The 25,358-nt window shown below is 58.5% G+C and carries 28 protein-coding genes; 14 read left to right on the top strand and 14 right to left on the bottom strand.

The genetic code is table 11. The annotated features are described in order from the left end of the window. Positions 1-136: 136 nt before the first annotated feature. The 4 genes from celB to MKleb_RS12935 all read left to right on the top strand — a co-directional run bounded on the left by celB (position 137) and on the right by MKleb_RS12935 (position 5,089). Positions 137-1,456, top strand: coding sequence for a PTS cellobiose transporter subunit IIC (celB, locus tag MKleb_RS12950; RefSeq protein ID WP_025106262.1), 1,320 nt, complete (start codon positions 137-139; stop codon positions 1,454-1,456). A gap of 4 nt (positions 1,457-1,460) precedes the next feature. Continuing rightward, positions 1,461-2,414, top strand: coding sequence for a N(4)-(beta-N-acetylglucosaminyl)-L-asparaginase (locus MKleb_RS12945; RefSeq protein ID WP_009652191.1), 954 nt, complete (start codon positions 1,461-1,463; stop codon positions 2,412-2,414). Between the two features lie 3 nt (positions 2,415-2,417). Then, positions 2,418-3,875, top strand: a complete 1,458-nt coding sequence (locus MKleb_RS12940) for a leucyl aminopeptidase family protein (protein WP_217076723.1) — start codon at positions 2,418-2,420, stop codon at positions 3,873-3,875. Positions 3,876-4,108: 233 nt separating this feature from the next. Further along, the gene (locus tag MKleb_RS12935; RefSeq protein WP_108703487.1) at positions 4,109-5,089 is read left to right on the top strand and encodes an IS110 family RNA-guided transposase; all 981 of its coding nucleotides are present in this window, start codon (positions 4,109-4,111) and stop codon (positions 5,087-5,089) included. Between the two features lie 1,398 nt (positions 5,090-6,487). On the opposite strand, the gene MKleb_RS12930 is transcribed toward MKleb_RS12935, so the two are convergent. Beyond that, positions 6,488-7,687, bottom strand: coding sequence for an MFS transporter (locus tag MKleb_RS12930; protein WP_014229454.1), 1,200 nt, complete (start codon positions 7,685-7,687; stop codon positions 6,488-6,490). Between the two features lie 108 nt (positions 7,688-7,795). On the opposite strand from MKleb_RS12930, the gene MKleb_RS12925 reads away from it, so the two are divergent. Further along, complete coding sequence (locus MKleb_RS12925; RefSeq protein ID WP_014229455.1) at positions 7,796-8,752, top strand: AraC family transcriptional regulator; 957 nt, start codon at positions 7,796-7,798, stop codon at positions 8,750-8,752. Here MKleb_RS12925 and MKleb_RS12920 read toward each other — a convergent pair. The 7 genes from MKleb_RS12920 to MKleb_RS12890 are packed head-to-tail and all read right to left on the bottom strand — an operon-like array spanning position 8,749 to position 13,878. Continuing rightward, positions 8,749-9,537, bottom strand: a complete 789-nt coding sequence (locus MKleb_RS12920; RefSeq protein WP_025105724.1) for a pyrroline-5-carboxylate reductase family protein — start codon at positions 9,535-9,537, stop codon at positions 8,749-8,751. The genes MKleb_RS12925 and MKleb_RS12920 overlap by 4 nt on opposite strands. Positions 9,538-9,549: 12 nt before the next feature. Then, positions 9,550-10,305 (bottom strand): VOC family protein, encoded by a 756-nt coding sequence (locus tag MKleb_RS12915; protein WP_025105725.1) that lies wholly within the window; start codon positions 10,303-10,305, stop codon positions 9,550-9,552. After that, positions 10,293-10,832 carry an L-2-amino-thiazoline-4-carboxylic acid hydrolase gene (locus MKleb_RS12910; RefSeq protein WP_025105726.1) on the bottom strand — a complete coding sequence of 180 codons (540 nt, stop codon included), beginning with the start codon at positions 10,830-10,832 and terminating at the stop codon, positions 10,293-10,295. The genes MKleb_RS12915 and MKleb_RS12910 overlap by 13 nt, the downstream gene beginning before the upstream one ends. 4 nt (positions 10,833-10,836) lie before the next feature. Further along, positions 10,837-11,679 carry a transporter substrate-binding domain-containing protein gene (locus MKleb_RS12905; protein WP_014229459.1) on the bottom strand — a complete coding sequence of 281 codons (843 nt, stop codon included), beginning with the start codon at positions 11,677-11,679 and terminating at the stop codon, positions 10,837-10,839. Further along, positions 11,669-12,421, bottom strand: coding sequence for an amino acid ABC transporter permease (locus tag MKleb_RS12900; RefSeq protein WP_025105727.1), 753 nt, complete (start codon positions 12,419-12,421; stop codon positions 11,669-11,671). The genes MKleb_RS12905 and MKleb_RS12900 overlap by 11 nt, the downstream gene beginning before the upstream one ends. A gap of 9 nt (positions 12,422-12,430) precedes the next feature. Further along, complete coding sequence (locus MKleb_RS12895) at positions 12,431-13,129, bottom strand: ABC transporter permease subunit (protein WP_014229461.1); 699 nt, start codon at positions 13,127-13,129, stop codon at positions 12,431-12,433. Between the two features lie 8 nt (positions 13,130-13,137). After that, on the bottom strand, positions 13,138-13,878 hold the full coding sequence (locus MKleb_RS12890) for an amino acid ABC transporter ATP-binding protein (protein ID WP_014229462.1): 741 nt from the start codon (positions 13,876-13,878) through the stop codon (positions 13,138-13,140). 332 nt (positions 13,879-14,210) lie between these two features. On the opposite strand from MKleb_RS12890, the gene MKleb_RS12885 reads away from it, so the two are divergent. Both MKleb_RS12885 and MKleb_RS12880 read left to right on the top strand, forming a co-directional pair. Then, positions 14,211-14,420: a YdgH/BhsA/McbA-like domain containing protein gene (locus MKleb_RS12885; RefSeq protein ID WP_004102265.1), complete on the top strand. Its 210-nt coding sequence runs from the start codon at positions 14,211-14,213 to the stop codon at positions 14,418-14,420. A gap of 71 nt (positions 14,421-14,491) precedes the next feature. Then, a complete protein-coding gene (locus MKleb_RS12880; RefSeq protein ID WP_004134116.1) occupies positions 14,492-14,680 on the top strand; it encodes a hypothetical protein in 189 nt (62 codons plus the stop codon). A 41-nt stretch (positions 14,681-14,721) separates the two neighbouring features. Here the strand turns inward: MKleb_RS12880 and MKleb_RS12875 are convergent, their stop codons facing one another. Next, on the bottom strand, positions 14,722-14,997 hold the full coding sequence (locus tag MKleb_RS12875) for a VF530 family protein (RefSeq protein WP_025105728.1): 276 nt from the start codon (positions 14,995-14,997) through the stop codon (positions 14,722-14,724). A gap of 271 nt (positions 14,998-15,268) precedes the next feature. Here MKleb_RS12875 and MKleb_RS12870 point away from each other — a divergent pair, with 271 nt between their 5' ends. The 4 genes from MKleb_RS12870 to MKleb_RS12855 all read left to right on the top strand — a co-directional run bounded on the left by MKleb_RS12870 (position 15,269) and on the right by MKleb_RS12855 (position 18,701). After that, entirely contained in the window at positions 15,269-16,297 is a 1,029-nt protein-coding gene (locus MKleb_RS12870) for an isopenicillin N synthase family dioxygenase (protein ID WP_004851112.1), read from the top strand. Between the two features lie 153 nt (positions 16,298-16,450). Beyond that, a complete protein-coding gene (locus tag MKleb_RS12865; protein WP_025105729.1) occupies positions 16,451-17,257 on the top strand; it encodes a MetQ/NlpA family ABC transporter substrate-binding protein in 807 nt (268 codons plus the stop codon). Beyond that, positions 17,254-18,045: a methionine ABC transporter ATP-binding protein gene (locus tag MKleb_RS12860; protein ID WP_077254590.1), complete on the top strand. Its 792-nt coding sequence runs from the start codon at positions 17,254-17,256 to the stop codon at positions 18,043-18,045. The genes MKleb_RS12865 and MKleb_RS12860 overlap by 4 nt, the downstream gene beginning before the upstream one ends. Further along, a complete protein-coding gene (locus MKleb_RS12855) occupies positions 18,042-18,701 on the top strand; it encodes a methionine ABC transporter permease (RefSeq protein ID WP_014229468.1) in 660 nt (219 codons plus the stop codon). Before MKleb_RS12860 ends, MKleb_RS12855 begins: the two co-directional genes overlap by 4 nt. Before the next feature lie 31 nt (positions 18,702-18,732). Here MKleb_RS12855 and MKleb_RS12850 read toward each other — a convergent pair whose 3' ends face one another. Continuing rightward, positions 18,733-19,779 carry an NAD(P)H-dependent flavin oxidoreductase gene (locus tag MKleb_RS12850; protein WP_217076721.1) on the bottom strand — a complete coding sequence of 349 codons (1,047 nt, stop codon included), beginning with the start codon at positions 19,777-19,779 and terminating at the stop codon, positions 18,733-18,735. A 92-nt stretch (positions 19,780-19,871) separates the two neighbouring features. Here MKleb_RS12850 and MKleb_RS12845 point away from each other — a divergent pair, with 92 nt between their 5' ends. Then, entirely contained in the window at positions 19,872-20,708 is an 837-nt protein-coding gene (locus tag MKleb_RS12845) for a LysR family transcriptional regulator (protein WP_025105734.1), read from the top strand. Here MKleb_RS12845 and MKleb_RS12840 read toward each other — a convergent pair. Then, positions 20,691-21,878: a YbfB/YjiJ family MFS transporter gene (locus MKleb_RS12840; RefSeq protein ID WP_025105735.1), complete on the bottom strand. Its 1,188-nt coding sequence runs from the start codon at positions 21,876-21,878 to the stop codon at positions 20,691-20,693. The two genes, MKleb_RS12845 and MKleb_RS12840, sit on opposite strands and share 18 nt — an antisense overlap. A gap of 207 nt (positions 21,879-22,085) precedes the next feature. Beyond that, positions 22,086-22,706 carry a LysE family translocator gene (locus tag MKleb_RS12835; protein ID WP_025105736.1) on the bottom strand — a complete coding sequence of 207 codons (621 nt, stop codon included), beginning with the start codon at positions 22,704-22,706 and terminating at the stop codon, positions 22,086-22,088. A gap of 156 nt (positions 22,707-22,862) precedes the next feature. Here MKleb_RS12835 and MKleb_RS12830 point away from each other — a divergent pair, with 156 nt between their 5' ends. Next, positions 22,863-23,252 (top strand): VOC family protein, encoded by a 390-nt coding sequence (locus tag MKleb_RS12830; protein WP_025105737.1) that lies wholly within the window; start codon positions 22,863-22,865, stop codon positions 23,250-23,252. Positions 23,253-23,255: 3 nt separating this feature from the next. Here the strand turns inward: MKleb_RS12830 and MKleb_RS12825 are convergent, their stop codons facing one another. Both MKleb_RS12825 and MKleb_RS12820 read right to left on the bottom strand, forming a co-directional pair. Beyond that, positions 23,256-23,474 carry a DUF7661 family protein gene (locus MKleb_RS12825; protein WP_025105738.1) on the bottom strand — a complete coding sequence of 73 codons (219 nt, stop codon included), beginning with the start codon at positions 23,472-23,474 and terminating at the stop codon, positions 23,256-23,258. 49 nt (positions 23,475-23,523) lie between these two features. Next, positions 23,524-23,970: a VOC family protein gene (locus MKleb_RS12820; protein ID WP_009654757.1), complete on the bottom strand. Its 447-nt coding sequence runs from the start codon at positions 23,968-23,970 to the stop codon at positions 23,524-23,526. Between the two features lie 195 nt (positions 23,971-24,165). Here MKleb_RS12820 and MKleb_RS12815 point away from each other — a divergent pair, with 195 nt between their 5' ends. Continuing rightward, entirely contained in the window at positions 24,166-25,356 is a 1,191-nt protein-coding gene (locus tag MKleb_RS12815; protein ID WP_025105739.1) for an MFS transporter, read from the top strand. Positions 25,357-25,358 lie beyond the last annotated feature (2 nt).

Raw genomic sequence — 25,358 nt, 5'->3', positions numbered from 1 at the left:
ATATAACTAATCATATGAGATATATATTATTGCAGAGAATACAATGTGAACCGCTTCACCTTTCAGCCCACCGCTTTCTCTCATAATCCGCCATAGATAACACACACAGCCCTGTCGATCTTGTACGGAGTTCACAATGAACAATGTTCTGGGATTTCTTGAAGCCAAACTGATGCCTCTGGCGGCGAAAACCGCTCAGCAGCGTCACCTCGGCGCTATTCGCGGCGCCTACGTTTCATTCATGCCTTTTATTATTGTCGGTTCCATTCTGCTGGTGATTTCGTCGTTCCCCAATCAGAGCTACCAGCAGTTTATGGCCAGCACCTTCGGCGCGAGCTGGAGCGCAATTATCGAAATCCCGTTCAACGCGGTATTTTCCACAATGTCGCTGTTTATCAGCTTCCTGGTGGCCTACCGTCTGGCGGAGCACTACGGCGATGACCGCATCTCCTGCGGCATCCTCTCGCTGGTGGGGTTTCTGATCCTCACGCCGTTCATTAAGGTCGCAGAAAACGGCGGCATCACGGTGATCCCCGTGGAGTGGATCGGCACCAAAGGTTTATTCGTCGCGATGATCGGTTCGCTGCTGTGGACCGAACTCTTCTGCTGGCTAAAACGCAAAAAGCTGGTGATTAAGATGCCGGACGGCGTTCCGCCCGCCGTGCAGGAGTCTTTCGCCGCGCTGATCCCGGCGCTGCTGGTGATGATTCTGATCCTGGCGGTTCGCATCGGGTTTGCGCACACGCACTACGCCACCATCCACCAGTTTATTTATGAGGTCGTCGCCTCGCCGGTACGCCATTACGGTACCTCCTACTTCGGCGCGCTGATGACCGTTTTCAGCATTACCATTCTGTGGTCGGTCGGCATTAACTCCGGTTCGATGATCAACGGCATCATTCGTCCGCTGTGGATGGAAAATCAGACCGACAACATCGCCGCTATCCAGGCCGGCGTCACCCCGCCGCACATTATCACCGAGCAGTTCTTCGATATGATCTGGATGGGCGGCGCGGGCGCAACGCTGTCGCTGGTGATAGCGATGCTGATTTTCGCCCGCAGCAAAAATATGCGCGAAGTTGCCCGCCTCGGCGCCGGCGCCTCCATTTTTAATATCAACGAACCCATCCTCTTCGGCCTGCCGGTGATCATGAACCCGATTATGCTGATTCCGTTTAACCTCGTGCCGCTGGTGCTGGTCACGGTGCAGTACGCGGCGATGAAGATCGGCGCGGTGGCCGTCACCACCGGCGTCTTTATCCCCTGGACGCTGCCGCCGGTGATCAGCGGTTTTATCGTCACCGGGCATCTTAGCGGCAGCGTGATGCAGATCCTCAATTTGCTGATTGGCGCCATGCTGTACCTGCCCTTCATGCGCATCGTCGATAAGCAGTATCGCGCGGCGGAAGTCACCGCCCGTGCTGAAACGGACAACACGCTTGCAAAACAGGAGTAAACCAATGTGGGGAATGATTGCCACCTGGCGAATGGCGCTGGAAGGCGTAACCGAAGCCGCGGCGGCGCTGGCATCCGGCGCTGATACCGCCAGCGCCGTGGTCAATGCGGTGGCGGCGGTAGAAGATTTTCCGCTGTACAAATCGGTGGGCTACGGCGGCCTGCCGACGGAAAACGGCGAGGTCGAACTGGATGCCGCCTTTATGCATGGCGATACCCTGGCCTTCGGCGCGGTGGGTAATCTGGTGGATATTGCCAACCCGGTGAAAGTCGCCCACGCCCTGAGCCGTCAGCGCTACAACAGTCTGCTGGTCGGCCAGGGCGCCAGAGAGTGGGCCATAAGCCAGGGATTCGCCGCCAAAGCGATGCTGACCGAACGCGCGATGCAGCATTACCGGAAGCGCTGTCGCGAAACGCTGGATAAGGGCCTCAGTCCTTACGACGGCCACGATACCGTGGGCATTATTGGCCTTGATAAACAGGGTTCCATGAGCGTTGCCACCTCCACCAGCGGCCTGTTTATGAAAAAGCGCGGGCGGCTGGGCGATTCGCCGATTATCGGCTCCGGTTTCTACTGCGATAGCGAGACCGGCGCCGCCACGGCGACCGGCGTCGGTGAAGATCTGATGAAAGGCTGCACCAGCTACGAAATCGTCCGGCGAATGGCCCAGGGAATGACGCCGCAGCAGGCGGCGGACTCGGTGGTCTGCGAGCTGGAAGACAAACTGATGTCGCGCTTTGGCCGCGCGGGCGACCTTTCGGTGGTGTGCATGAACCGGCGCGGCGAATTCGGCGCCGCCACCAATATCAAAACCTTCTCCTTTGTCGTCGCCAGCGCGACGCAGCCGCTGACCGTGTTCTGCGCCGAGCGCGTTCGGGAGAAAACCCATTACCGGCCGGTGGACGACGAATGGATGCAGGCCTATGCCGCACGCATTCGCGCCCCCATCGAGGAGTAAGCCATGCTAGATTATCGTCTGATTAATCAACTGGATAGCGCCTGCACCGGCGCGCATCTGGTGACCTGGCCCGGCAGTACGCTGCTGGCCCAGGCCCCGCTCAATGCCGTTCCCCTGCTCGCGGAAATGGTGGAACAGGCCGCCCGCGGCGAGGTGGCGGATACCCGCTTCGGCTGCTCCCCCTTCGCCCGCATCACCCTCATTCCGCTCCCCCTGTGGAGGGATATGCTGAACGATGGCCTGGCCGAGGCGCTGCGGCCGCTATGCAAAAAGCCGGTGAGCGAAACGCTTATCCTCGACGCTTCGCTGGAAGAGAGCAGCGGCGCTTTAACCAAAGCGCTGCGCGAACTGTTTAACCTCGACTGGCAGCTTGATGATTTGGGCCTGCATCAGGTGAAAGCCGCCAGGCCACGCCTGCGCCAGCTCGCCCTCTATGCCTTACCCGAACAGCGGTCGGCGCTGGACACCCTCGCCCATCGTCAACGGGCCAAGGCGCACGGCATGCTCGCCGCGCGGCGGCTGGCGGATCTGCCTGCGGAGCAGTGTACCCCGCAGTACGTGGTGGAAGAAGCCCGGCGTCTGTGCGCGGATATCCCCACGCTGCGCTGCGAAGTTCTGGATGAAAAAGCGATCGTCGAACAAGGGCTCGGCCTGCTGCATGCGGTGGGTAAAGGCGCTGAACGCCCGCCGCGCCTGCTGGCGATTCATTATGATGGCGTCAGCGAGGGCCCGGTTCGCTGCTACGTCGGTAAAGGCGTCACCTTTGATACCGGCGGACTGTGGCTCAAGGAAGGCGCCGGGATGTACACCATGAAGTACGATATGTGCGGCGCGGCCAACGTCCTTGGCCTGATGCTGAGCATCGCCGAGCTGGCGCTACCGGTGCGGGTAATGGGCGTACTGGCGCTGGCGGAAAACGCGATTGGCCCCGCCGCTATGCAGCCGGGCAGCGTCGCCCGGGCCTGTAATGGCCTGACGGTAGAGATCAATAATACCGACGCTGAAGGCCGCCTGGTGCTTTCCGATGCCATTGCCTGGGCGAGCCAGCGGCATCCGCAGGCGCACTATATTATTGATATTGCGACCCTTACCGGCGCGGTAGTTAAGGCGCTGGGTTACGACTTGAGCGGCTTGATGACGCAAAGCGACGCGCTGCGGGCGGGGTTAACCCGGGCAGGAATAAAAAGCGGGGATGAGGTCTGGTCGCTGCCGCTGGATAGCAGGCTGAAGAAGCAGACCGAAAGCGCAATCGCCGACCTGTGCAATACGCCCGGCAATAATGCGGCCATCAGCGCCTCCGCCGCCTGGCTTTTGCACCATTTTTGCCCGCCGGAGATCCCCTGGGCCCATCTCGACGTCAGCGGCACGGCGCTGTGGCGCGAAGGCGGTAAAAGCGTCGCTTCCGGCCGGCCGATTCCGCTACTGATTCAGCATCTGCTCGACGATATCGAAGAGAGTTAACACCCTCCCCGGAGGCGATGCTGCGCATCTGTCCGGGCTTGTATGATTACTCCGTCAGAAAGAACCGGCCAGTTCTCTCTGATGGCGGTCCGGATGCCGTGTCCGGGCTTAGGCTTTCGCGCCTGTTCCGTAGATCCTTTGCACCGGACCGCCGTTCTTTCTCATGTGATAAACCGGACAGTATCATGGACCGGCTTTCACCGGTAACCCGTATTTGCAAGGTTGGTTTCACTATGGAAAATGAACTCCACTTCATCGGTATTGATGTCGCCAAAGCTAAACTGGATGTCGATATTCTTCGCCCTGATGGCCGGCATCGCTGTAAAAAATTTGACAATACCCTCTCCGGACACGAAGCGCTGGTCCGCTGGCTTCGCGGCCATGACGTGAACCGTGCCCATGTCTGCATGGAGTCCACCAGCACCTACATGGAAGACGCGGCCGCGCATCTGAGTGATGCCGGGTATACCGTGTCCATCATCAACCCCGCCCTCAGTAAAGCTTTCGCACAGAGTGAGGGGTTGCGCAGTAAAACTGACAAAGTGGACGCCCGTATGCTGGCTCACTTCTGCCGGGAAAAACGCCCGTCAGCCTGGGAGGCCCCTCATCCGACAGAGCGGGCACTGAAAGCCCTGGTGTTAAGGCATCAGGCGCTGACAGAGATGCAGACGCAGGAGAAAAACCGGCGGGAAACCGCGCCGGAGGTTCAGCTGGCCAGCATTGACATCCTGCTGGGATGTCTGAGCGCGGAGCTGGCGCGTATCGAAAAACAGATAAAAGACCTGACGGATAACGACCCGGATATGAAACGACGGCGGAAGCTGCTGAACAGTATCCCGGGCATCGGGGAGAAAACAGCGGCTGTTCTGCTGGCGTATACGGGCCTGAGGCTGAAGTTCGGTACAGCGCGGCAGTTCGCGGCGTATGCAGGACTGACGCCGGTGCAGCATGAGTCGGGCAGCAGCGTGATGCGGGCGAGCCGGATGAGCAAAGCGGGGCCGGTTCAACTGCGCAAGGCGTTATACATGCCAGCGTTATCGGCGCTGTACCATACGGCGTGGGGAAAAGCGTTCAGGAAAAGGCTGGAAGAGAGCGGAAAGGGGGCAAAAGTCATCATAGGGGCGATGATGCGAAAGCTGGCGCAGGTGGCTTATGGAGTACTGAAGTCAGGAAAGGCGTTCGATGCCTCACAGCATGAGCTGTTGATAGCGTAACAACGTTCCCTGAGAAAAAACGACAGCACCAGAGAGTGCTGTCGTTGGTGTGCCTGTCATCCGGGAGCCGGAGAAAGTATCGGCAACTAAAAATGGTTGCAGGCGTTCACAGTATCTACGGTTACCAGCAATCTGCGGCCTTGTAGCCCGGCTAAGCGCAGCGCAAGCCGGGAAGAAGCCGCAGCAATACCACGTCACGGCATATTCCCCGGGTTGCGGCGTAAACGCCTTACCCGGGCTACGGGTTACCAGCAATCTGCGGCCTTGTAGCCCGGCTAAGCGCAGCGCGAGCCGGGAAGAAGCCACAGCAATACCCCGTCACGGCATATTCCCCGGGTTGCTGCGTAAACGCCTTACCCGGGCTACGGGTTCCCGACAATCTGCGGCCCGGTAGCCCGGGCAGGCGCAGCGCAAGCCGGGAAGAAGCCACAGCAATACCACGTCACGGCATATTCCCCGGGTTGCGGCGTAAACGCCTTACCCGGGCTACGGGTTACCAGCAATCTGCGGCCCGGTAGCCCGGCTAAGCGCAGCGCAAGCCGGGAAGAAGCCACAGCAATACCCCGTCACGGCATATTCCCCGGGTTGCGGCGTAAACGCCTTACCCGGGCTACGGGTTACCGACAATCTGCGGCCTTGTAGCCCGGGCAGGCGCAGCGCAAGCCGGGAAGAAGCCGCAGCAATGCCACGTCGCGGAATATTCCCCGGGTTGCGGCGTAAACGCCTTACCCGGGCTACGGGTTACCAGCAATCTGCGGCCTTGTAGCCCGGCTAAGCGCAGCGCAAGCCGGGAAGAAGCCACAGCAATACCACGTCACGGCATATTCCCCGGGTTGCGGCGTAAACGCCTTACCCGGGCTACGGGTTACCAGCAATCTGCGGCCCGGTAGCCCGGCTAAGCGCAGCGCAAGCCGGGAAGAAGCCACAGCAATACCCCGTCACGGCATATTCCCCGGGTTGCGGCGTAAACGCCTTACCCGGGCTACGGGTTACCGACAATCTGCGGCCTTGTAGCCCGGCTAAGCGCAGCGCAAGCCGGGAAAAAACCGCAGCAATACCACGTCACGGCATATTCCCCGGGTTGCAGCGTAAACGCCTTACCCGGGCTACGGGTTACCAGCAATCTGCGGCCCGGTAGCCCGGCTAAGCGCAGCGCGAGCCGGGAAGAAGCCGCAGCAATGCCACGTCACGGCATATTCCCCGGGTTGCGGCGTAAACGCCTTACCCGGGCTACGGGTTACCAGCAATCTGCGGCCCTGTAGCCCGGCTAAGCGCAGCGCAAGCCGGGAAGAAGCCGCAACAATACCCCGTCACGGCATATTCCCCGGGTTGCGGCGTAAACGCCTTACCCGGGCTACGGGTTGACAGCAATCTGCGGTGCTGTAGCCCTGAAAGGCCCTACTCCTCGCTCACGACTGGCTTGACTCTTACCGCAAACAGCACTATCACCATGGCGCTGACCAGCAGCACGCCGCTGCCGACAAAAACGCCGCTCGCGCCGTTGAGATCGAATACCGCACCGCCGCCAGCCGCACCGGCGCTAATCGCCAGCTGAATAGACGCCACCAGCAGGCCGCCCGCGCTTTCAGCTTCATCCGGCACCGTAGTGGCAAGCCAGGTCGACCAGCCCACCGGCACCAGACCAAAAGCAAAGCCCCACATCGCCACCAGCAGACCGTCCAGCAGCGCGACGTGGCCGAACGTTACCATCATCAGCGCCAGCACGCTCATTGCCAGCGGCACCAGCGCCAGCGTCAGGCGCAGGCTTCGGGCCAACAGATGTCCGGCAATCGAGGTGCCGATAAAGTTCGCTACCCCAAAACCGAGCAGGATCAGAGAAACCCCTTCGACGCTGGCCTGCGCCACGGTTTCGAGGAACGGACGCAGATAGGTAAAGAAGGCGAAGTGGCCGCTGAAAATCAGAATTGTCGCGAGCATGCCGCCAATCATACCTGGCCGACGCAGCACCTTAAACAGGGTAGCGAAGCTGCCGACGCTCTCCGGACGCATGGAAGGCAGAACCCACAGCTGCCAGAGCAGCGCAACCACACTCGGCAGCGCACAGATAAGAAATACGTTGCGCCAGCCGATCAGCGCGCCGAAATAGCTGCCCAGCGGCGCGGCAACCACCGTCGCGATGGAAACGGCGGAAAAGATAATCGCCAGCGCTTTCGGCACCATCGCCGCCGGAACCAGACGCATGGTGGTCGCGGTCGACATCGACCAGAAGCCGCCGATGGCGATCCCCAGCAGCAGGCGCCCAAGCAGCAAAAACTCCAGCGAACCGGCGAAGGCCACCATCATGCTGGAGATAATTTGCAAAACGGAGAAGAACATCAGCACCCAGCGGCGGTCAATATTTCGCGTCGCGGTGGTGATCAGCAGCCCGGTAACTAACGCCACCAGCGCCGTCGCGGTCACCGCCTGCCCCGCCATACCTTCGCTAACGCCCAGGCTTGCCGCCATCGGCGTTAACAAACTGGCAGGAAGAAACTCGGCGACAATCAGGCCAAACACCCCCAGCGCCAGCGCATAGACGGCGCGCCACGCGGGCCTGGCGTTGGTCTGGCTCTCTTCAGCTGCAATGCAGGAACTCATAAACATCTCTCCAGAACAATTAACATTTCGTTAAGGTTAGGCGGTTCTGTTCGGACGATCTATGATGCATACTCCTTGATTATTGATAATTCGTCCGGGAATGATGTTATGACTCAGCACGCCCTCGATCTCACCAGCGAACTTCTGCGCGGCATGCGCCTTTCCGGCGTCAACTACCGCCGCATCGAAACCTCCCGTCCTTTTGGCGTCGAATTCGGCTTCGTACCTGGTAAAGCGCAGTTCCACTTTATCAGCCGGGGACCGGTACTGCTGCGCATGGTCAGCGGTCAGCGCCTGATGCTGCAGAGCGGCGATGCGCTGTTTATTCCGAACGGCGATGGTCACGTGCTGCTCTCCGATGACCAGGCAACGGTGGTTAACGTGTCCAGACTGCCCAGCGAACCGGTTTGCGGCTCGGTAAGCTGCGTCAAAAACGCCTGCGACGACGCGAAAAGCGACAGCGCCATTATCTTCAGCGCCTGTATGGACTTTGAGCTGGGCGGTATGCAGCCGCTGGTCAAAGCGATGCCCGAAGTGATGCTGGTCAGCAGCCTGCTGACCAGCCGTCCGGAGATCCCGCCGATGCTGGCGGCCATGGAACGCGAAAGCCTCACTCGACAGGCGGGCTACGCCGGCATTCTGGCGCGGCTGGCCGATGTGGTCGCCGCGCTGATTGTCCGCGGCTGGGTGGAGTGCGGCTGCGGCAACGCCACCGGCTGGGTACAGGTGCTGCGCGATCCTAAGCTGGCTAAAGCCATTTACGTGATGCATCAGCAGCCGGGCATTAACTGGAAAGTCGAGGATCTGGCCCGCGAGGCGGGAATCTCGCGTTCGGTATTTGCTGAACGCTTCCTCTCCGCCACCGGCACCACGCCCGCCCGCTATCTCACCGAGCTGCGTATGCGCCTCGCGGTGCAGTACATTTCCCATGAGGGTCAGGCGCTGGAAAAAGTGGCCTTCAGGCTGGGGTACAGTTCTCATGCCGCCTTCAGCCGCGCCTTTAAACGCATTATCGGAAAGGCGCCGGGCGCGCTGCGCGATCTGTCGCGGGAAGAAGGATTTTAGCGCTGTCCCAGTTCACGGGTGCGCCTGACCGCCGCCAGTACGCTGCGCTGAAGCCCAGCGGCAAAATCGCTGTTGTTCAGCTCATACAGACCGTGGATCCCGACGCCCCCCGGGGAATTGTTGATATCCAGAAGCTGGCGCGGATGCTTCTGGCTTTGGCGCAGCATCTCGACCGCGCCGAGCAGGTTTTCCAGCACCACCTCCGTTGCCTGGGGCCGCGGCAGCCCCGCCAGCACGCCGGCATCAGTAAGGGACTCAATAAAGTAGTAAATATAGTTAGGGCCCGCGACGCCAAAGCCGGTAAAGATATCGATCAACCGCTCAGGCAGATACAGCACTTTGCCAAAGCCGCGCAGAAACGGCTCGATCTCAGCCGCGCTGGCGTGGGGGTTTAAGGTTACGCCGCTATAGCCAAATCCGGTATCGGTCAGGGTATTGGGGATCGCCCTGGCAATCGGCGTTGCCGCACCAAACAGGGAGGCCAGCTTTTCCAGGGTCACCCCCGCGATCAGAGAAACCACCGTCGTCGAGCCGTTTAGCTGCGGGCGCACGCGGTTCGCCACCCCCGCCAGATCGTCCTGCGGACGGATCCCCAGCACCAGCAAAGAGGCCTCGTTTACGCCACCGTCGCCCGACAGCCGATAACGGGCGCGCAGAGCCTCGACTCGCGCGCTGTCGATATCCTCCAGCGAGATCGCGTCCGCCCGCAGCGCACCGTGGCTTAATGACGCGCGAATAATCGCCTCCGCCATCTGTCCGGCGCCAATAAAATGGACCCTGGTCATGAGTCTTACTCCTTATTCAAAAAGATATTCGCCGTTGCCAACGCGAAAGCGTCGGCCTTTGAGCGCCGGGTCAGCAACGCGAAGCACCAGTTCAGTCAGTTGGTTCGCCGCGCCCTGACGGAAAAGAAACTCTCGACCGCCCACCGCCAGCCCCTGCTCGCCTTGCGGGGCAAAGCCAAACAGCAGCTGCCAGCGGTCGCGCACCGCCTGAGGATGCTGTACCGTGAAAACCGCGCGCTGCAGTTCAATCTCTCCCAGCGGATGCGGCGCAGCGAGACCCTGTGCCTGCAGGCGGCTCAACCGGGCGTCATCCTCTTCCCCCCATTGCAGAATGAAGGGATAGACCAGGCCGTCAAAATCGCCGTCAATGGTGAAGATCCGCCAGCGGATAACGTTGCCCTGCGGATCGTCGCGCTGGCCGTTGACGATCGGCGAAACCCGCAGGCCCTGCTCGTGCAACTCCGCATGCGTGCGCTCAATATCGTCGCTACGCAGCGCCACCCGATACAGCGCTTCATTATCCGGCAGCAGCCGCGACGCATCCCGGGAGAGTAAAAACTTCTCCGCGGCGGAAAGCAGCTCTGCATCATCGGCAATCGCCAGAAATTCGATATAGGTCAGGCCGAAATAGCTCAGCGCATTCCTGGTCCCCCAGCCCGGGTGGTGTCCACCGGCCACCGCGTTGAGCTGTTGCCCGCTCAGCGCCTGAATCGCCGCTTCCGGCTGATTAACAAACTGGACCGCGTGGTCCCACGTTAAGATTGCCATTCGCCCTCCCGCTCCTCTGCCTGATAAAAACGCAGCCGACAGGCGGCATCGCCGCGAGCCAGCGCGGTCTGCACCTCTAAATGCAGCCCCGGAAACGCGTCGGTTAGCGCACGATCGCCTTCCATGCAGATATCGCACAGCGTCTCAATTTCGCTGGCGCCTCGCCCCTGCTGCCGCCAGCAGTTGACATAGGGACAGTAGTGAAACAGGACGATAAATTCGTCCCGGCTGGCGCTAACGGGCTCCATCTCATAAACCTGAGATTCCAGACCGCGGGTAAACAGCCCGGCAAACTCCTGCAAATCTTTTCGATCGCGCATTTGCGCGCGCAGCTGATGTCCGATATCGCGGCCATAGCGGCGTATTGCTTCACGGACAGAATCATCCGCGATATGGCGTTGTCGGCTTTCGTCCAACAGGTAACCGATCGTTGCCGCGCGTTTTTCAGTAATGGCGCGCAGCGCCAGGGTCACCTCATCGTTTAAGGTGGCGGCGTTATGCGCCGGTTCCGAGCTTATTTGCGTCATGCGCTTATTCCCAGTCGGTATTCACTTTCACGTCGCTGGCGCCCGGCAGGGCATACACATCTTCGGCGTACCATTTCCGCGAGAGCTCAGCGAGCGTGCCGTCCTTTTTCAGGGCAACCAGCTGCGCGTCAATCGCTTTGATTAGCTGCGGATCGGTATTTTTTTTATACAAATAGACGTTAGGAAACAGGCCGACGGAATCCGACGCTTTCAGATTAAGATTTAGCGCCTTATTTAACGCCAGCAGCGCGCCAATGGGGTAAATCGCCGCATCGTACTCCCCGGAGGCTACCGCTTTAAAGATATCGGCGGCGGACTGCTCGCCGTTGGGCTGCAGGTTAATTTGTTGGCCTGGATGTTTTTTATTGTAGTTTTCAATCACCGTATAACGGGCGTCGGAGGTATGAATCGGCACCAGCTTTTTCTTCCCGCTGGCGAGATCGCCGAGATTATGTATATCGTTCTCATCGTTACGCACAATCAGGCGCAAATCGCTGATCCCGGTCGGCTCGCCGGAGTGGTCGTATTTTTCCGCCCGCTCTTTGGTGAGATAAAAGTGATCCGCCGCGAGGGTATAGGCGCCGGTCGATAGGCCGACGATCATCGCATCGCGCGAGACCGCATTAAAATGAAACGTATAGTCGGTTAAACGCTGGTCCAGCACCTTTAACAGGTCGCCATCGTAACCGGTAATATTGTTGTTATCGTCAACAAAGCTAAAGGGAAAACCGTTAGCATTGACGACAACCTCAACCGTTTTCGCGTTTGCGCTTTTTTCAACCGCCTGCGCGGCGTTCATTCCCATTGCCAACGCCAGCGCACTCACCAGTAAAATTTTATTTTTCAAAATACCTTCCCCAAAATGATAACCGTGGAACACTCTTTTCTGCGTTTCCTTGCCAGCGGGCGCTCAGAAACCTTTCTGCACTGCGCAATGCTCTGGCAATCGCCAGGCACAGCACGATATAAATCACCAGCACGACGCAGTAGGCTTCGACAAAATGAAACCCGCGCGCGGCGGCGATATTGGCTTTCGCCATCAGATCAACAACGGTGATGGTGTAAACCAGCGAGGTGTCTTTAATCAGATCGATCAGCACGCTGGTAAAGTTCGGCAGCGCGGATACCGCCGCCTGTGGAAAAATAATGCGTCGGAACTGCGTGAATCCGCTTAGCCCGATTGACCATGCGGCCTCGCGCTGCCCCTTATCAACCGCATTCCATCCCGCGCGAAAGGTTTCGGCGAAATAAGCGCTGAAGATCAGCGACAGCGCGGTGACCGCCGCCGCCAGCGGCGAGAGTTTATAGCGGTACATCGTGTCCTGCGGGCCGCCGAACAGTCCAGCGGCAATCCACGGCCAGACGTAAAAAAAGAAATACAGCATCACCAGGACCGGGACCGAACGGCCAAAGGAGAGGAATACCCTCGCCAGCCATTGAACGCCGGGTACCTGACGAATAATCGCCCACGCCAGCGCTGCGCCCAGCAAAGTGGAAAACAGTAAGGATAATAACGTTATCGTCAGGGTGACCGGCAGCGCGCTTAAAATAAACGTAAAATTGTCGCGAATGAACGCCAGGCTAAACATGTTAATTTATCACTCCAGCAGGAACTGATATTTCTTTTCAATACGAGTGGTAAAATAGAGAATAATACTATTCAGCACCCAGTAGACGATAATAACGCTAATAAATGCCGCGACTTGTTTAGCCCCGTAGCTATTTTGCGAAATCTTTTGTGCCCGCCCAAAAACATCCACAATACCAATAATATTGACCAGCGAGGTCATTTTCACGAGATTAATTAAAAGATTGCCAAAGACGGGAATAGCAATAATAAGCCCCTGGGGGAAAATAATCCGCCGTATTCCATGATGCCAGGGAATATTCAGGCTGATAATGGCCTCTTTCTGGCCGCTATCCACCGCGCGCCACGCTGAACGCATCATTTCTGCAAAGTAGGGACTGATGCTGACCGAAATAGACAGCACCGCAAAGGTGGTATCGCTAATCCACAGCGGCGGCAGCGCCAGCGCGGTCAAAATTAATTTGCCGCCGAAGAAAAACAGCAGGATAAGCAGCGCCAGAGGCGCGCCGCGCAGAATGTCGGTATACCCATTTGCCGCCGCGCTGAGCGGCGTAAAGCGGCTAAACTGCAGCAGCACAATCAGCAGCGCGATCGTTAAACCAAGCAGCAGCGATGCCAGCGTTATGCCGAGAGTCACGGGTAAATTTTCCAGCAGCTTCGGCACTATTCCGGCGATATCCTGCCAGCTAAACAGCGGGTTATTGTTCATCATCAGCCTCAGGCATGATAGTGCAGTTGCGCAAGAAACGCCCGGGTTCGGCCCTGCTGCGCCGCGCCAAATATCTGTTCCGCCGGGCCCTGTTCAACGATTTCGCCGTTTTCCATAAATACCACCCGGGAAGCGACCTGACGGGCGAACGCCATTTCGTGGGTCACGATGATCATCGTCTGGCCCGCGGCGGCAATGGTCTGAATAAGCTCCAGCACTTCACCGACTTTTTCCGGATCCAGGGCTGAGGTCGGCTCATCCAGCAGCAGAACGGCGGGGTCAATGGCCAGCGCACGCGCAATACCGATACGCTGCTTTTGGCCGCCGGAGAGACTGTGCGGATAGTGGTCTTTTTTATGCAGCAACCCCACCTGCTTTAAGAGTCGTTCAGCAATAGCCAGTGCCTCCTGCCGCGGGCGTTTTTTAGCGTATATCAGTCCTTCGGTAATATTTTGCAGTGCGGTGAGGTTATGAAAAAGATTCCACGATTGAAAAACCATAGCGGTTTTTGACCGTAGTTTTTCAATCTCCTTTTTTCCCGCTTTTGCGCAATCCAGCGCCACATCATCTATTCTTATTTGCCCGCTATCGGCAGGCTCTAAGAAATTAAGCGTACGTAATAGCGTGGTTTTCCCCGAGCCGCTGGGGCCAATAATGCAAATAATCTCGCCGGAATGAATGCTGAGAGATACCTCTTTTAGCACTCTTTCACCGGAGAAGCTTTTACTGATCTTATTGAGCGTTATCATAATGAGATATTCGTGAATAATGTTTATTTGCCGCACATCGGCATTTATTGCTGTACAAAAACTATATTGCCGCCGTTCAGATGATAGCAAACAAGAAAATCATCTATCGAAAGTCAAAAAATAACTTTTTATATATTTGTTATGACAATGAGGCTTGATTGTAATCAAACCTTATTTGCAAAACAGGATTGCGGTAACCGATATTTTCATTCAAATTTATTGAACAATGAGAGCAAATTGTTTCGATTTTAATCATCGCTTCGTCGGACTATTATTTATCACATCGGGGCAACAACGCTCCAACACTGACAAAACGCTTAAGGAATACGACCATGAAATCCATCAAAACTTTCGTTGCAGTTGCCGCACTCTCTATGATCTCTTTCGGTACTTTTGCGCAGAGCATCAGCGCCAGCGCTTCCACACTGGACCGCGCAGAAGCCAAAATTGCCGCTCAGGCCGCAGAGCAAGGCGCCTCTTACAAAATCACCAGCGCTCAGTTCAATAACCGCGTGCATATGACCGCTGAGCTGACTAAATAAAATCGACAACATTGCCGGGCCGCCGGAAGACACAGGCGACAGCGACAACACGATGAAATAAGGAACAGAATATGAAAAATATCGGCGTAGTCACCGCACTGCTGTTAGCCGCTACACTTTCGTCCGGGGCGATGGCCGCAGAGAATAGCTTTGCGCGTCCGGAGGCAGGTTCAAATATCGACACGTCCGTGCATCAGAATCATATTGATGTCAGCCATGCCTTTGATAAAGAGAGCCTGACTGCAGGCAATCTTCAGTAACACACAGCACAGGGCGCGCGCGGAATTATCCGCTGCGCGCCTTACTTTTTCTGCCAGTGTGCCCACGGATTATCCGCCGGCGCTTCCGCTTTTGCCGTATCGGTATCGGACAACGAATCGATATACAACGCTTCCACTTCTTTACGCGCCCACGGCGTGCGGCGTAAAAACTTCAGGCTCGACTTAATACTCGGCTCGCTTTTAAAGCAGTTGATGTTGATGCGTTTCGCCAGTTCGGCCCAGCCATATTGCGCGACCAGCGCGTTTAACAGCGCTTCCAGCGTGATGCCGTGCAGAGGATCGTTTGGGTGCTGCATTGCGTCTCTTTACCTGAATTAAAAATTTCGCTCACCATACTGGCTCCCGACGCCAATCGCAACAGCCCCGCCTCCCCCTTATCCAAAATTCGCAAAAGCACAGAACCCTCCACGGTCATAAATTAGAAAAGAACGTTATTGGTTGATTATTTTCGCTTAAGGCAAGCTGGCTTCAACCACCCGACTGAGGAATCGATCATGCGCTGTTGTTGTCCCCGAACCCTGAATCTGAATCGACGAAAACACCTGAATACCGCCTTCGGAGAACACAATGAACGCGACAACCTTACCGATACTGGATCTGGCCCGCTACGCGGACCCCGCTGAAAAAGCGGCGTTTCTCGCCGACCTGCGCCATGCCGCCCGCGATATCGGTTTCTTTTATCTGATCAACCACGGCGTCGATGAGTCGCTGCAGCAGGCCGTGCAGCAGCAATCCCGCGCCTTTTTTGCCCTGCCCGACGATCAAAAGCAGAGGGTGGCAATGATTCACTCTCCGCATTTTCGCGGCTACAACCGCGCCGCTTCTGAGTTAACCCGCGGTCAACCCGACTGGCGCGAGCAGTTCGATATCGGCGCCGAGCGCCCGGCCTTGCAGCTTAGCGAACGCGCGCCGCGCTGGCAGCGCCTGCAGGGGCCGAATCTCTGGCCAGAGGCGTTGCCCTCGCTCAAACCCACATTACTGACCTGGCAACGGGAAATGACCCAGGTTGGGATCACCCTGCTGCGCGCCTTCGCCGAAGCGCTGCGCCTGCCGCTGGATGCCTTCGATGGCCTGTATGGCGATAAGCCCAATGAACATATCAAGCTGATCCGCTATCCCGGCCAGCAGGAGACCCAGAGCGCCCAGGGCGTTGGCGCGCATAAGGACTCCGGCTTCCTCAGCTTCCTGCTGCAGGATGAGCAGAAAGGATTGCAGGTCGAAGTCTCCCCTGACCGCTGGATTGACGCGACCCCGCTGGCGGGCAGCTTTGTGGTGAATATCGGCGAGCTGCTGGAGCTGGCAACCAACGGCTATCTGCGGGCAACGGTGCACCGGGTCGTTTCGCCGCCTGCCGACCAGCAGCGGCTGTCGATCGCTTTCTTCCTCGGCGCCCAGCTGGATGCCGTGGTCCCCGTCTACACGCTGCCCGACGAGCTGGCCCGCGAAGCCCTCGGACCGGATAGCGACCCGCAAAACCCGCTGCTGCGCGAGGTGGGCTGGAATTACCTGAAAGGGCGTCTGCGTTCGCATCCTGATGTCGCCGAGCGCTACTACCAGGATGTTTTTCGCGAACGCGCCGAGCAATTGATCGTGTAGACCCTAAATAATTCGGGTTGCAGGCAGGCGGCAAGTCAGTGAATCCTGATGAGCTTACTCTGGTAAGTGATTCGGGTGAGCGCGCGCAGCCAACGCACATGCAATTTGAAGTATGACGGGTATAAACATAACAACAACACAAGGAATAAGATGATGAAATATGCCGCATTTAAACTGGCAGGGGTTGCACTGTCTCTCTCTCTGTCATGGAGTTCCGCCCAGGCCGCCGCGCTGCGCGTCGCCGCGGACCCGGTGCCGCACGCCGAGATCCTTAACTACATTAAGAAGATCGATCCCAGCCTCGACCTGAAAATCGTCGAACTCACCAGCGGCGTTAACGCCAACGAACTGCTGGCCAACGGCGATGTCGATGCCAACTACTTCCAGCACGTCCCCTATCTGAAAGATCAGGAGAAAGCGCTGGGCAAAACCTTCGCCGTCGCGGCGACCGTCCATATTGAGCCGCTGGGGATCTATTCGCGCAAGCATAAAGATTTTAAATCGCTGCCCGAGAACGCCACCGTGGCGGTACCGAATAACACCACCAACCTGAGCCGCGCGCTGTTCCTGCTGCAAAATCAGGGTTTGATTAAGCTGGCGGCAAAATTTACCGACCCGGCGACCACCCTGGCGACGCCGAAAGATATCGTGGAAAACCCGAAGCACCTGAAAATCCTTGAGATTGAATCACCGCAGATCCCGCGGTCGCTGGATGACGTTGACCTGGCGGTGATAAACGGCAACTACGCGCTGGAAGCCGGGCTGGTGCCGGCCAAAGACGCGCTGGGTCTGGAGAGCGCGACCAACAACCCGTACGCCAACATTCTGGTGACAACGCCGGCGCTGGCGAACGATCCGCGCATCAAGGCGCTGGCCAAAGACCTCACCTCGCCGCAGGTCGCCGAATTTATTCGTAAGCAGTATAACGGCTCGGTGATCCCGGTTGCTCCTCAGTCATGATTGAGATTGTCGGGCTGAGTAAAACCTATGCCGGAACAGGCCGACCGGCGCTAAACGATGTCTCTCTGCAGGTGCCGAGAGGAGCCGTTTACGGCATCCTCGGCCGCAGCGGTGCAGGCAAAAGTACGCTGATACGCTGCCTGAATCTGCTGGAGCGGCCCACGTCGGGCCGCATTATTGTGAACGGGAACGATATTACCCGGATGGATAAAACCGCGCTGCGCGAGTACCGGCTGCGTACCGGCATGATCTTCCAGCACTTTAATTTACTTCACGCCCGCAGCGTCGCCGACAATGTCGCGGTGCCGCTGGAGATAGCCAAAGTGCCGAAAGCCGCCCGCCAGGCGCGGGTGGCGGAGCTGCTGGAACTGGTCGGGCTGGCGGATAAAGCCGCCGCCTTTCCGTCACAGCTTTCCGGCGGGCAAAAACAGCGCGTGGGGATCGCCCGCGCGCTGGCCGCGCGGCCGGATGTGCTGCTGTGCGATGAGGCCACCAGCGCCCTCGACCCCGAGACCACGGCCTCGGTGCTCAGCCTGCTGGCGGATATCAACCAAAAGCTGAACCTCACCATCGTGCTGATCACCCATGAGCTGGAAGTGGTGAAAACCCTCTGCGACCACGCGGCGCTGCTGGAGCACGGGGAGATTATTGAAAGCGGCAGAATTGCCGATTTGCTGGTGGCGCCATGGTCGCGGCTACGGCAGTCGCTGCTGCACGATCCTCAGGCAGAGCAGGATTTCCTCGCTCGCCACGGTTTTCACGGGAGGCCATTATGCGGAGTAGCATGAGTTGGGAAGATCTCTGGCCGCTGCTGCTTCAGGGCACGGTAGATACCGTTTATATGGTCGGCCTGGCGGCGCTGTTTACCGTGCTGCTCGGGCTGCCGACCGGCGTGCTGCTGTTTGTTTCACGCCGCAACGGCCTGGCGCCGATGCCGAAGCTCAACGCCGTGCTGGGCGCGATTATCAACTTTGGTCGTTCGCTGCCGTTTATCGTGCTGCTGATCGCGCTGATCCCATTCACCCGGCTGATTATTGGCACCACCCTCGGCAGTACCGCCGCGGTGGTTCCGGTCACCATTGGCGCCTTTCCGTTCTTTGCGCGGCTGACGGAGAACGCGCTGGATGAAGTGGATTACGGGCGTATCGAAGCGATTTTATCGATGGGCGGTAATATCTGGCACGTGATCTTTAAATCGCTGCTGCCGGAAGCGCTGCCAACGCTGGTGGCAGGCATCACGCTGACCATCGTTATGCTGATCGGCTTCTCTTCGATGGCGGGCGTGATTGGCGGCGGCGGACTGGGCGATCTGGCCATTCGCTACGGCTATCAGCGCTTCAATAACGAGGTGATGTTCGGTACCGTGCTCATTCTGGTCGCGCTGGTGCAGGGCGTGCAGATGGCCGGCGACCGTCTGGTCCGCGGCCTCGCCCACCGTCGTTAACAATAAGCGGATGGCCGCGCGCCATCCGCGATTAAAACCCGCTTTCGCGCACCAGGGTGCGTATCAGCTCCGCTGCCGGCAGCTCGCGAATCAGGCTCACTCCCTGCCCGGCCCAGTGCGCACCGTACTGACGATCTCCCTGCGCTTTCGCCGCCGATGCCAGCGCCTTCCCGGCGTCGTAAGCCACGGGATAAGCCGGAATCAGCGGCGGATCGTTTATTTCACGCCAACCGTTAACCAGACATCTCGTCGGGCGTCCGGAAATGGCTGAGGTTAAAACCGTTTGCCCGTCAGATGCGCTTTTAAGGGCCTCACGGTATCCGCCATCCGTGGACGATTCCGGGCACAGCAGAAACGCCGTCCCTAGCTGCGCCCCGTCTGCGCCCAGGTTCATTACGCTGTTAATTCCCGCGCCGTCCATCACGCCGCCAGCGGCGATAAGCGGAATATCGGTATGCCGTCTTATCGTCTGAACCAGAGTAAAGGTGCTCATCTGCCCGTCGGGCGCCAGCGGATCAAAGATGCCGCGATGGCCGCCGGCCTCGTAGCCCTGCGCCACCACCATATCGATTCCCTGCTCTACGGCCAGCAGCGCCTCTGCCACGCTGGTCGCGCTCGCCAGGGTGACGATCCCCTTTTCCCGCAGTCGGCGAAGGGTTTCACGATCCGGCACGCCAAAATGAAAGCTCACCGCCGCCGGAGTCAGGTCGAGCAGCAGCTCAGCCATCCGCGGCTGCTGCTGAAAACTCAGATAAATTTCCGCCAGCGTCTCCGGCGGCAAGCTGCCAAAGCGCGCAAATTCCGGGCGCAACCGCGCCAGCCACCGGGCTTCACGCTGCGGATCCCTTACCGCCGGGGCGTGGCAAAACAGATTGACGTTAAACGGACGGGTGGTTAAGCGCCGGGTCCGGTTAATCAGCGTTTCAGCCTGCTCTACGGTTGACGAGCCCAGTCCCAGCGAGCCGAGCGCGCCGGCCCCGCTGACCGCTGCCGCCAGTTCCGGCGTCGACACGCCGGCCATCGGCGCCTGAATAATGGGGTAATCAATATCAAGCTGCTGCGTAAGCCTGTTGCTCATGGTTTGCCCTGTTGAAATTTGTGCGTTCGGGCCATTAAAATCTCTTTTAGAGATGATAAGATCAACATTATTTTCAAATTAAGAATAAAAATATGAACCACACCACATTAGAGATTTTTAAAACGGTGGCGCAAGAGCGCAGCGTCACCCGCGCGGCAAAGCGGCTGGGGCGCGCCCAGTCCAATATCACCACCCGCATTCACCAGCTGGAAGAGGAGCTGGGCGTGGAGCTGTTTGCCCGCGGCAATAAAAGGATGCTGCTGTCCCCCGCCGGTGAACATTTTTTGGGCTACGCGCTGAAGATCCTCAGCCTGGCCGAAGAGGCCAGACAGGCGCTGCATCCGGCGACGCCGGGCGGCAATTTACGCATGGGGGCGATGGACGCCACCGCCGCCAGCCGCCTGCCGCCGCTGCTTCCCCGGTTTCGCGCGCTGTGCCCGGAGGTGACGCTCACCCTCAAAACCCAGCCCACCCGTCAGCTGACCCAACAGGTGCTGGACGCCGCGCTGGATTGCGCGCTGGTGAGCCTGCCGCAGGGAACGCCTCCGCCCGATGATCTGGAGTACGTATCCATCTTTAAAGAACAGCTGTTGCTGGTGCTTCCCGCCAGCCCACAGCGCTTTCGCTTTGCCGCCTTTGCGGAGGGCTGTACCTACCGGGCGATGGGCGAAGCGTTTCTGGCGCATTCAGAGGAGGTGGAGAGCGAGATCCAGGACGTCGGCTCCTATCACGCGATGCTCGCCTGCGTCGCCTCCGGCGGCTATGCCGGTATCGTGCCGCAGAGCGTGCTCGATACCCTGACGCTGCCCGAAGCCAGCCAGCTGCGGCCGGTTGGCCAGGCGATCACCCAGCTTATCTGGCGCAAAGGCTACGCGTCCCCCGCTCTCGAGAAAATGCGCCAGCTTCTGGAGTCAGCCTCCGACCTTTGACGCTCGCCCCGCCCCTGCCGCCACCAGCGCGGCGGCAGCCAGCAGCGCAATGGCGGCCGCGCTCAGCGAAGGATTAAACGACCCGCTGCGGTCATACAGCGTTCCGGCAACCAGCGGGCCGACGATTTGCCCGATGCCGTAGGTCGCGGTCATGGCGGCAATCATATTGAACGAAACCAGATGATTAAGCCGCCGCCCCTCGGACAGCGCGATGGTCACGGTGCCCAAAAAGGTGCAACCCACCAGCAGCGCGCTCAATATGCAAAACGGTAACGCATGGCTCCACGCCGGGAGAATGACGCCGATTGCCTGAATCAGCAAATTAAGGGTAAACGCGCGTCGGTAGCCGAGCTTGATGACCAGCCGGTGCCAGATAAAGCAGGAGGGTACGGCGGCGAGGCCGAAAATGGCCCAGATCTGCACCGGATCGATAACGTTCAGCGAACCGCTGAGAAACAGCGGAAGATAGGTGGCGGTAATAATGTAGCCGAAGCCGGCCAGGCCATAAATCAGCAGCAGTTTCCACGCCTCCCGCACCCGCCCCTCGCCCTCCTCGCGGTGTGCGGTCGCGGCGGGTTGATAAGCGATAAGGTAGTCGGCGGGGCTCAGCAGCAGACGCAGCGCGAGAACAAAAAGCACGCCAGAGCTTATCGCGCATATCAGCCATATCTGCTGGCTGGAGAGCGCCAGCGCCTTCCCCAGGGAGATAAATTCCGCCGACAAGAATATCCCCATTCCGACGCCAGAAAAAAGCACCGGCGCGCCGTTAGGGTGCTTCATATGCTGCAGTAGCCAGAGGGAGGCGGCGATCAGCGTCACCGCGCTGAGTAATCCGGCAATTCCGCGCACCACAATAATCGCCAGGGGGGAAACCAGGAACGCCAGTAAGGCCAGGCACACCAGCGTCAACAGTGCGGAAAGCAGGCTTAGCCACCTGGCGTCCGCGGGCCTGGCTTTCGCCAGCAGCAGCGCGCCGGCCAGATAGCCGGCATAGTTCGCCGAAGCGGCAAGATTACCTTCACGCAGCGTCAGCAGCTGCTCATTGAGCATCAGCGGCAGGATCCCGGTATAGGCAAACCGGCCATAGCCCATGCCAACGATCAGCACGACCGAACCGGCCAGCGCCAGCAGAAAGGCCTTCCATTCCGGCTTGGTTGCAAAAACGTTCACCCACTCCCCTCCATTATTATTCTCAAATAAAGAATTATAACTAACAATAATTCTCTATTTATTATGATTTCGCTTACCACGATGCGCAAGCAGCGCCATGCGGCAGCGCCCGGCCTGCGGGGAGAAACTTTACGGCAACGGCCGGGGGATGCTTCGGCGAGTAACGAAATGTGGAGTGAGGCGCTGGACATCCTTGTCCAGAGGGATTTAACGGTGGCTAAAAGCCAGTTTGGCAGCAAATAACATAAAGAGGCCGCCGGTTGCGCGGTCCATCCACCGAATAAATAGCGGCGTCTTTAATAGCCGAGCGGCAGAACGGCTGGTCAGGATTAACGTTAACGACCAGAGCGTCCCGATCGCCACATGGATGGCGACCAGCAGGAACGTCCAGACGATGGGCGAGTGGCCGGCCGGAATAAACTGCGGCAGGAAAGAGACGTAAAAGATCCCCATTTTCGGATTGAGCACATTACCCATCATCCCTTTTAAAAACCAGTTACTTGCCGGCACCGCCGCCCTGTCCTGATGAACAAAATGACCGCGCGGCTTGAGAATTAACTGAATGCCCAGCCAGCATAAATAGGCGGCCCCGCACCATTTGAGCAGGTCATACGCCAGCTCCGATGCCGCCAGCAGCGCCCCAAGACCGAAGGCGACCGCCGCCCCCCAGATAAAACATCCCGTATCAATGCCCAGCGCCGCCTGAAAGGCTTTTTTTCCGCCTTCAACGGTCGCGGTTCGCAGAATTAAAGCGGTATCCAGGCCTGGGGTAAGGGTGAGCAACAGGGCAGCAAAAGAGTAAGCAAGAAGGGAATCAGCAACGGACATTTTCTCTCTCCGAAAGCGAAGATTCTAGATAAAACGCGCCGCAGAGACAATCGAATAAATTCGCTTTGCCGGGCGCGTTAAAAGCTCTTTGTGACAAATGGCCGCCGCAAAAGCGGATACAGTCAATCGACCAAACCTTTATCGATACAGGCTGTTATGACGCTTAACGCTATCCGCATCGCCAGGCCGGTCACCGACCTTTCACTCAGTTGCCACATGTACTGCACGGGCCTTGGGCTGGAGCAGATCGCGCAGTTTGCCGATCATGCCGGCTTTAGCGGCGTGATGGTCGGACGCCGCGATCTCGGCTGGCATCTTGAATTCACCCTCTGCCATCATCATCCGGTGAAGCCCTCTCCGGGCGAGGAAGATTTGCTGGTGCTTTATTACCCGGAAGCCGCGGAATGGCGGGAACAGTGTGCGAAAATGCTGACCGCCGGTTTTGCGCCGGTCAGCGCGTTCAATCCGTACTGGAATGTGAACGGTAAAACCTTTGTCGACGGCGACGGTTATCGCGTGGTGCTGCAAAACAGAAGCTGGCCATAGACGCTACTCCATAAGCCGGACGTCAGGATGGCGCGGGCTTGCCGCTTCGTGAAAAATATCGCCCAGCCAGCCGGGAATTTCCGCCTCCGGGAGATCGTCCGGGATGATGATCCCACGCAGCGGCGAACATTTCTGCTCGTTCAGATCGACGCGGAAAAGTAGCCAGCGTTCGCCCTGGCGCTGGACGCCAATATGGCGCCCGAATACGTCATAAATCAGCATTCCATCACCCTGCCGATCGCAGGGGATGATGGGCGGCTCATGCATGCCATTAGGCTTTGCCCTCGCGCAGCCACGGGGTGACGGTAATCCCTGTCAGCAGCCCTTCCGGGCTCAGCAGCCGCGTGACGGTTTGCCCCCACGGCTCAATGCGGTTGTCCACCAGCAGACGATAGCCTCTGGCCTTCAGCGCGTCGGTGGCGGTGTTGATATCGCGCACTTCAAACTCGACCCACGCCTGCGGCACCGGCAGATAGTCAGGCCAGAGATCGGCGTCAAAGCAGGAGCGCGCCGCCTGCGCCAGCGGCCACAGGGCAAAATGTTTTACCCCGCCGATGGCGTCATGTTCGGTCAGCAGATACTCTTCGTTACCGGGCATCGGTTTTAGCGGCAGGCCCAGCGCAGCCACATAAAACTCCCTGCTGGCCGGCGTCGATTGCGTTATCGGCCCAAAGCCGGCGACAAAAAGCACATCCATACCGTCTAAATCGTATTCCATACTCTCTCCTGTCATTATCCGTGATGCGTTAACAGATTTTATACTCTGCCGCGCACGACTTGCCCAGAATCCTCTTTTCTCATGACTATTTTTAGTGCGTTTGCCTGAATCATTGAGAAAACGCATGCTCTGCTCGTTGCGCCCGACGGCGCTGCGCTATGCTTAGCTTCCCTTTGGTTTTCAATACTTCGTGTTATGACCACTTCCGCCTGCACCACTCAGCTTAATCTGCGTATTATTTCTATCGTTGTTTTTACCTGTATCTGCTATCTCTCTATTGGCCTGCCGCTCGCCGTACTGCCGGGCTATATCCACTATCAGCTGGGCTATAGCCCCTTTATCGCCGGCGTGGTCATCAGCCTTCAGTACATCTCAACCCTGATCAGCCGCCCGCATGCGGGCCGCTACACCGACATCTGGGGGCCGAAAAAAGTCGTCAGTCGGGGGATTGTTTGCTGCCTGCTCAGCGGTCTCTTCACGCTGCTCGCGGTCTTGCTGCAATCCTCGCCGCCGCTGGCCGTTGCCGCGCTGTTGGTGGGGCGCATTTTCCTCGGCGTCGGGGAAAGTTTTACCGCCACCGGCGCGACCCTTTGGGGGATCAAAACCGTCGGTGCGATTCACACTTCGCGGGTGATCTCGTGGAACGGCGTGGCGACCTATGTCGCCATGGCGGTCGGCGCTCCGCTGGGTGTCGTGCTTAACGGCTATTTTGGCATCAGCGGATTTGCCGCCGTGGTGATCCTGGCGGCGGCGGTTGGCCTGCTCTATGCCCGTACGCGGCAGGACGTCAGCGTGACGGCGGGGATCAGAGCGCCGTTTCATGTGGTGGCGCGCAAAATCTGGCCCTACGGGCTGGGGCTGGCGCTGGGTACCGTCGGTTTTGGGGTTATCGCAACCTTTATTACCCTCTACTTCTCCGCCCATAGCTGGCAAGGCGCGGCGTTTACCCTCTCCCTGTTCAGCATCGGTTTTATCTGCATCCGCCTGATCCTGGGCAACACCATTACCCGCTACGGCGGCGTGCGGGTATCGTTAATCTGTTTTGCGATCGAATGTATCGGCCTGCTGATCATCTGGTCGGCCTCCTCGGCGTGGATGGCCGGAATGGGCGCCTTTCTCACCGGCTCGGGCTTTTCGCTGGTCTTCCCGGCGCTTGGCGTGGAAGCGGTGAAACAGGTTGAAGAACAGAATCAGGGCACCGCGCTGGGTACCTATTCGGCCTTTCTCGATCTGGCGTTGGGATTAACCGGCCCGGTCGCCGGCTGGGTGGCCGGTTATTACGATCTGGAGACTATTTATTTGTTGGCGGCGGCGGTGGTCGCGCTGGCATTTATCTTGATTTTGCGCATTTACCTGCAACAACGCGCTGCTTTACCGCGAACCTGAGG

It is taken from the genome of Klebsiella sp. PL-2018, from assembly GCF_019048985.1.
Lineage (GTDB): Bacteria > Pseudomonadota > Gammaproteobacteria > Enterobacterales > Enterobacteriaceae > Klebsiella > Klebsiella michiganensis.
This window is presented reverse-complemented; position numbering and strand designations above follow the sequence as displayed.

What these genes read in the sequence shown, in the direction of transcription:
- MKleb_RS12935 (WP_108703487.1), top strand. Translation starts at nt 4,109, where the DNA reads ATGGAAAATGAACTCCACTTCATCGGTATTGATGTCGCCAAAGCTAAA.
- MKleb_RS12815 (WP_025105739.1), top strand. Translation starts at nt 24,166, where the DNA reads ATGACCACTTCCGCCTGCACCACTCAGCTTAATCTGCGTATTATTTCT.
- MKleb_RS12875 (WP_025105728.1), bottom strand. Translation starts at nt 14,997, where the DNA reads ATGCAGCACCCAAACGATCCTCTGCACGGCATCACGCTGGAAGCGCTG.
- MKleb_RS12820 (WP_009654757.1), bottom strand. Translation starts at nt 23,970, where the DNA reads ATGGAATACGATTTAGACGGTATGGATGTGCTTTTTGTCGCCGGCTTT.
- MKleb_RS12835 (WP_025105736.1), bottom strand. Translation starts at nt 22,706, where the DNA reads ATGTCCGTTGCTGATTCCCTTCTTGCTTACTCTTTTGCTGCCCTGTTG.
- MKleb_RS12825 (WP_025105738.1), bottom strand. Translation starts at nt 23,474, where the DNA reads ATGCTGATTTATGACGTATTCGGGCGCCATATTGGCGTCCAGCGCCAG.
- MKleb_RS12945 (WP_009652191.1), top strand. Translation starts at nt 1,461, where the DNA reads ATGTGGGGAATGATTGCCACCTGGCGAATGGCGCTGGAAGGCGTAACC.
- MKleb_RS12890 (WP_014229462.1), bottom strand. Translation starts at nt 13,878, where the DNA reads ATGATAACGCTCAATAAGATCAGTAAAAGCTTCTCCGGTGAAAGAGTG.
- MKleb_RS12880 (WP_004134116.1), top strand. Translation starts at nt 14,492, where the DNA reads ATGAAAAATATCGGCGTAGTCACCGCACTGCTGTTAGCCGCTACACTT.
- celB (WP_025106262.1), top strand. Translation starts at nt 137, where the DNA reads ATGAACAATGTTCTGGGATTTCTTGAAGCCAAACTGATGCCTCTGGCG.
- MKleb_RS12925 (WP_014229455.1), top strand. Translation starts at nt 7,796, where the DNA reads ATGACTCAGCACGCCCTCGATCTCACCAGCGAACTTCTGCGCGGCATG.
- MKleb_RS12845 (WP_025105734.1), top strand. Translation starts at nt 19,872, where the DNA reads ATGAACCACACCACATTAGAGATTTTTAAAACGGTGGCGCAAGAGCGC.
- MKleb_RS12865 (WP_025105729.1), top strand. Translation starts at nt 16,451, where the DNA reads ATGAAATATGCCGCATTTAAACTGGCAGGGGTTGCACTGTCTCTCTCT.
- MKleb_RS12885 (WP_004102265.1), top strand. Translation starts at nt 14,211, where the DNA reads ATGAAATCCATCAAAACTTTCGTTGCAGTTGCCGCACTCTCTATGATC.
- MKleb_RS12930 (WP_014229454.1), bottom strand. Translation starts at nt 7,687, where the DNA reads ATGAGTTCCTGCATTGCAGCTGAAGAGAGCCAGACCAACGCCAGGCCC.
- MKleb_RS12910 (WP_025105726.1), bottom strand. Translation starts at nt 10,832, where the DNA reads ATGACGCAAATAAGCTCGGAACCGGCGCATAACGCCGCCACCTTAAAC.
- MKleb_RS12855 (WP_014229468.1), top strand. Translation starts at nt 18,042, where the DNA reads ATGAGTTGGGAAGATCTCTGGCCGCTGCTGCTTCAGGGCACGGTAGAT.
- MKleb_RS12915 (WP_025105725.1), bottom strand. Translation starts at nt 10,305, where the DNA reads ATGGCAATCTTAACGTGGGACCACGCGGTCCAGTTTGTTAATCAGCCG.
- MKleb_RS12850 (WP_217076721.1), bottom strand. Translation starts at nt 19,779, where the DNA reads ATGAGCAACAGGCTTACGCAGCAGCTTGATATTGATTACCCCATTATT.
- MKleb_RS12860 (WP_077254590.1), top strand. Translation starts at nt 17,254, where the DNA reads ATGATTGAGATTGTCGGGCTGAGTAAAACCTATGCCGGAACAGGCCGA.
- MKleb_RS12895 (WP_014229461.1), bottom strand. Translation starts at nt 13,129, where the DNA reads ATGAACAATAACCCGCTGTTTAGCTGGCAGGATATCGCCGGAATAGTG.
- MKleb_RS12870 (WP_004851112.1), top strand. Translation starts at nt 15,269, where the DNA reads ATGAACGCGACAACCTTACCGATACTGGATCTGGCCCGCTACGCGGAC.
- MKleb_RS12920 (WP_025105724.1), bottom strand. Translation starts at nt 9,537, where the DNA reads ATGACCAGGGTCCATTTTATTGGCGCCGGACAGATGGCGGAGGCGATT.
- MKleb_RS12900 (WP_025105727.1), bottom strand. Translation starts at nt 12,421, where the DNA reads ATGTTTAGCCTGGCGTTCATTCGCGACAATTTTACGTTTATTTTAAGC.
- MKleb_RS12940 (WP_217076723.1), top strand. Translation starts at nt 2,418, where the DNA reads ATGCTAGATTATCGTCTGATTAATCAACTGGATAGCGCCTGCACCGGC.
- MKleb_RS12830 (WP_025105737.1), top strand. Translation starts at nt 22,863, where the DNA reads ATGACGCTTAACGCTATCCGCATCGCCAGGCCGGTCACCGACCTTTCA.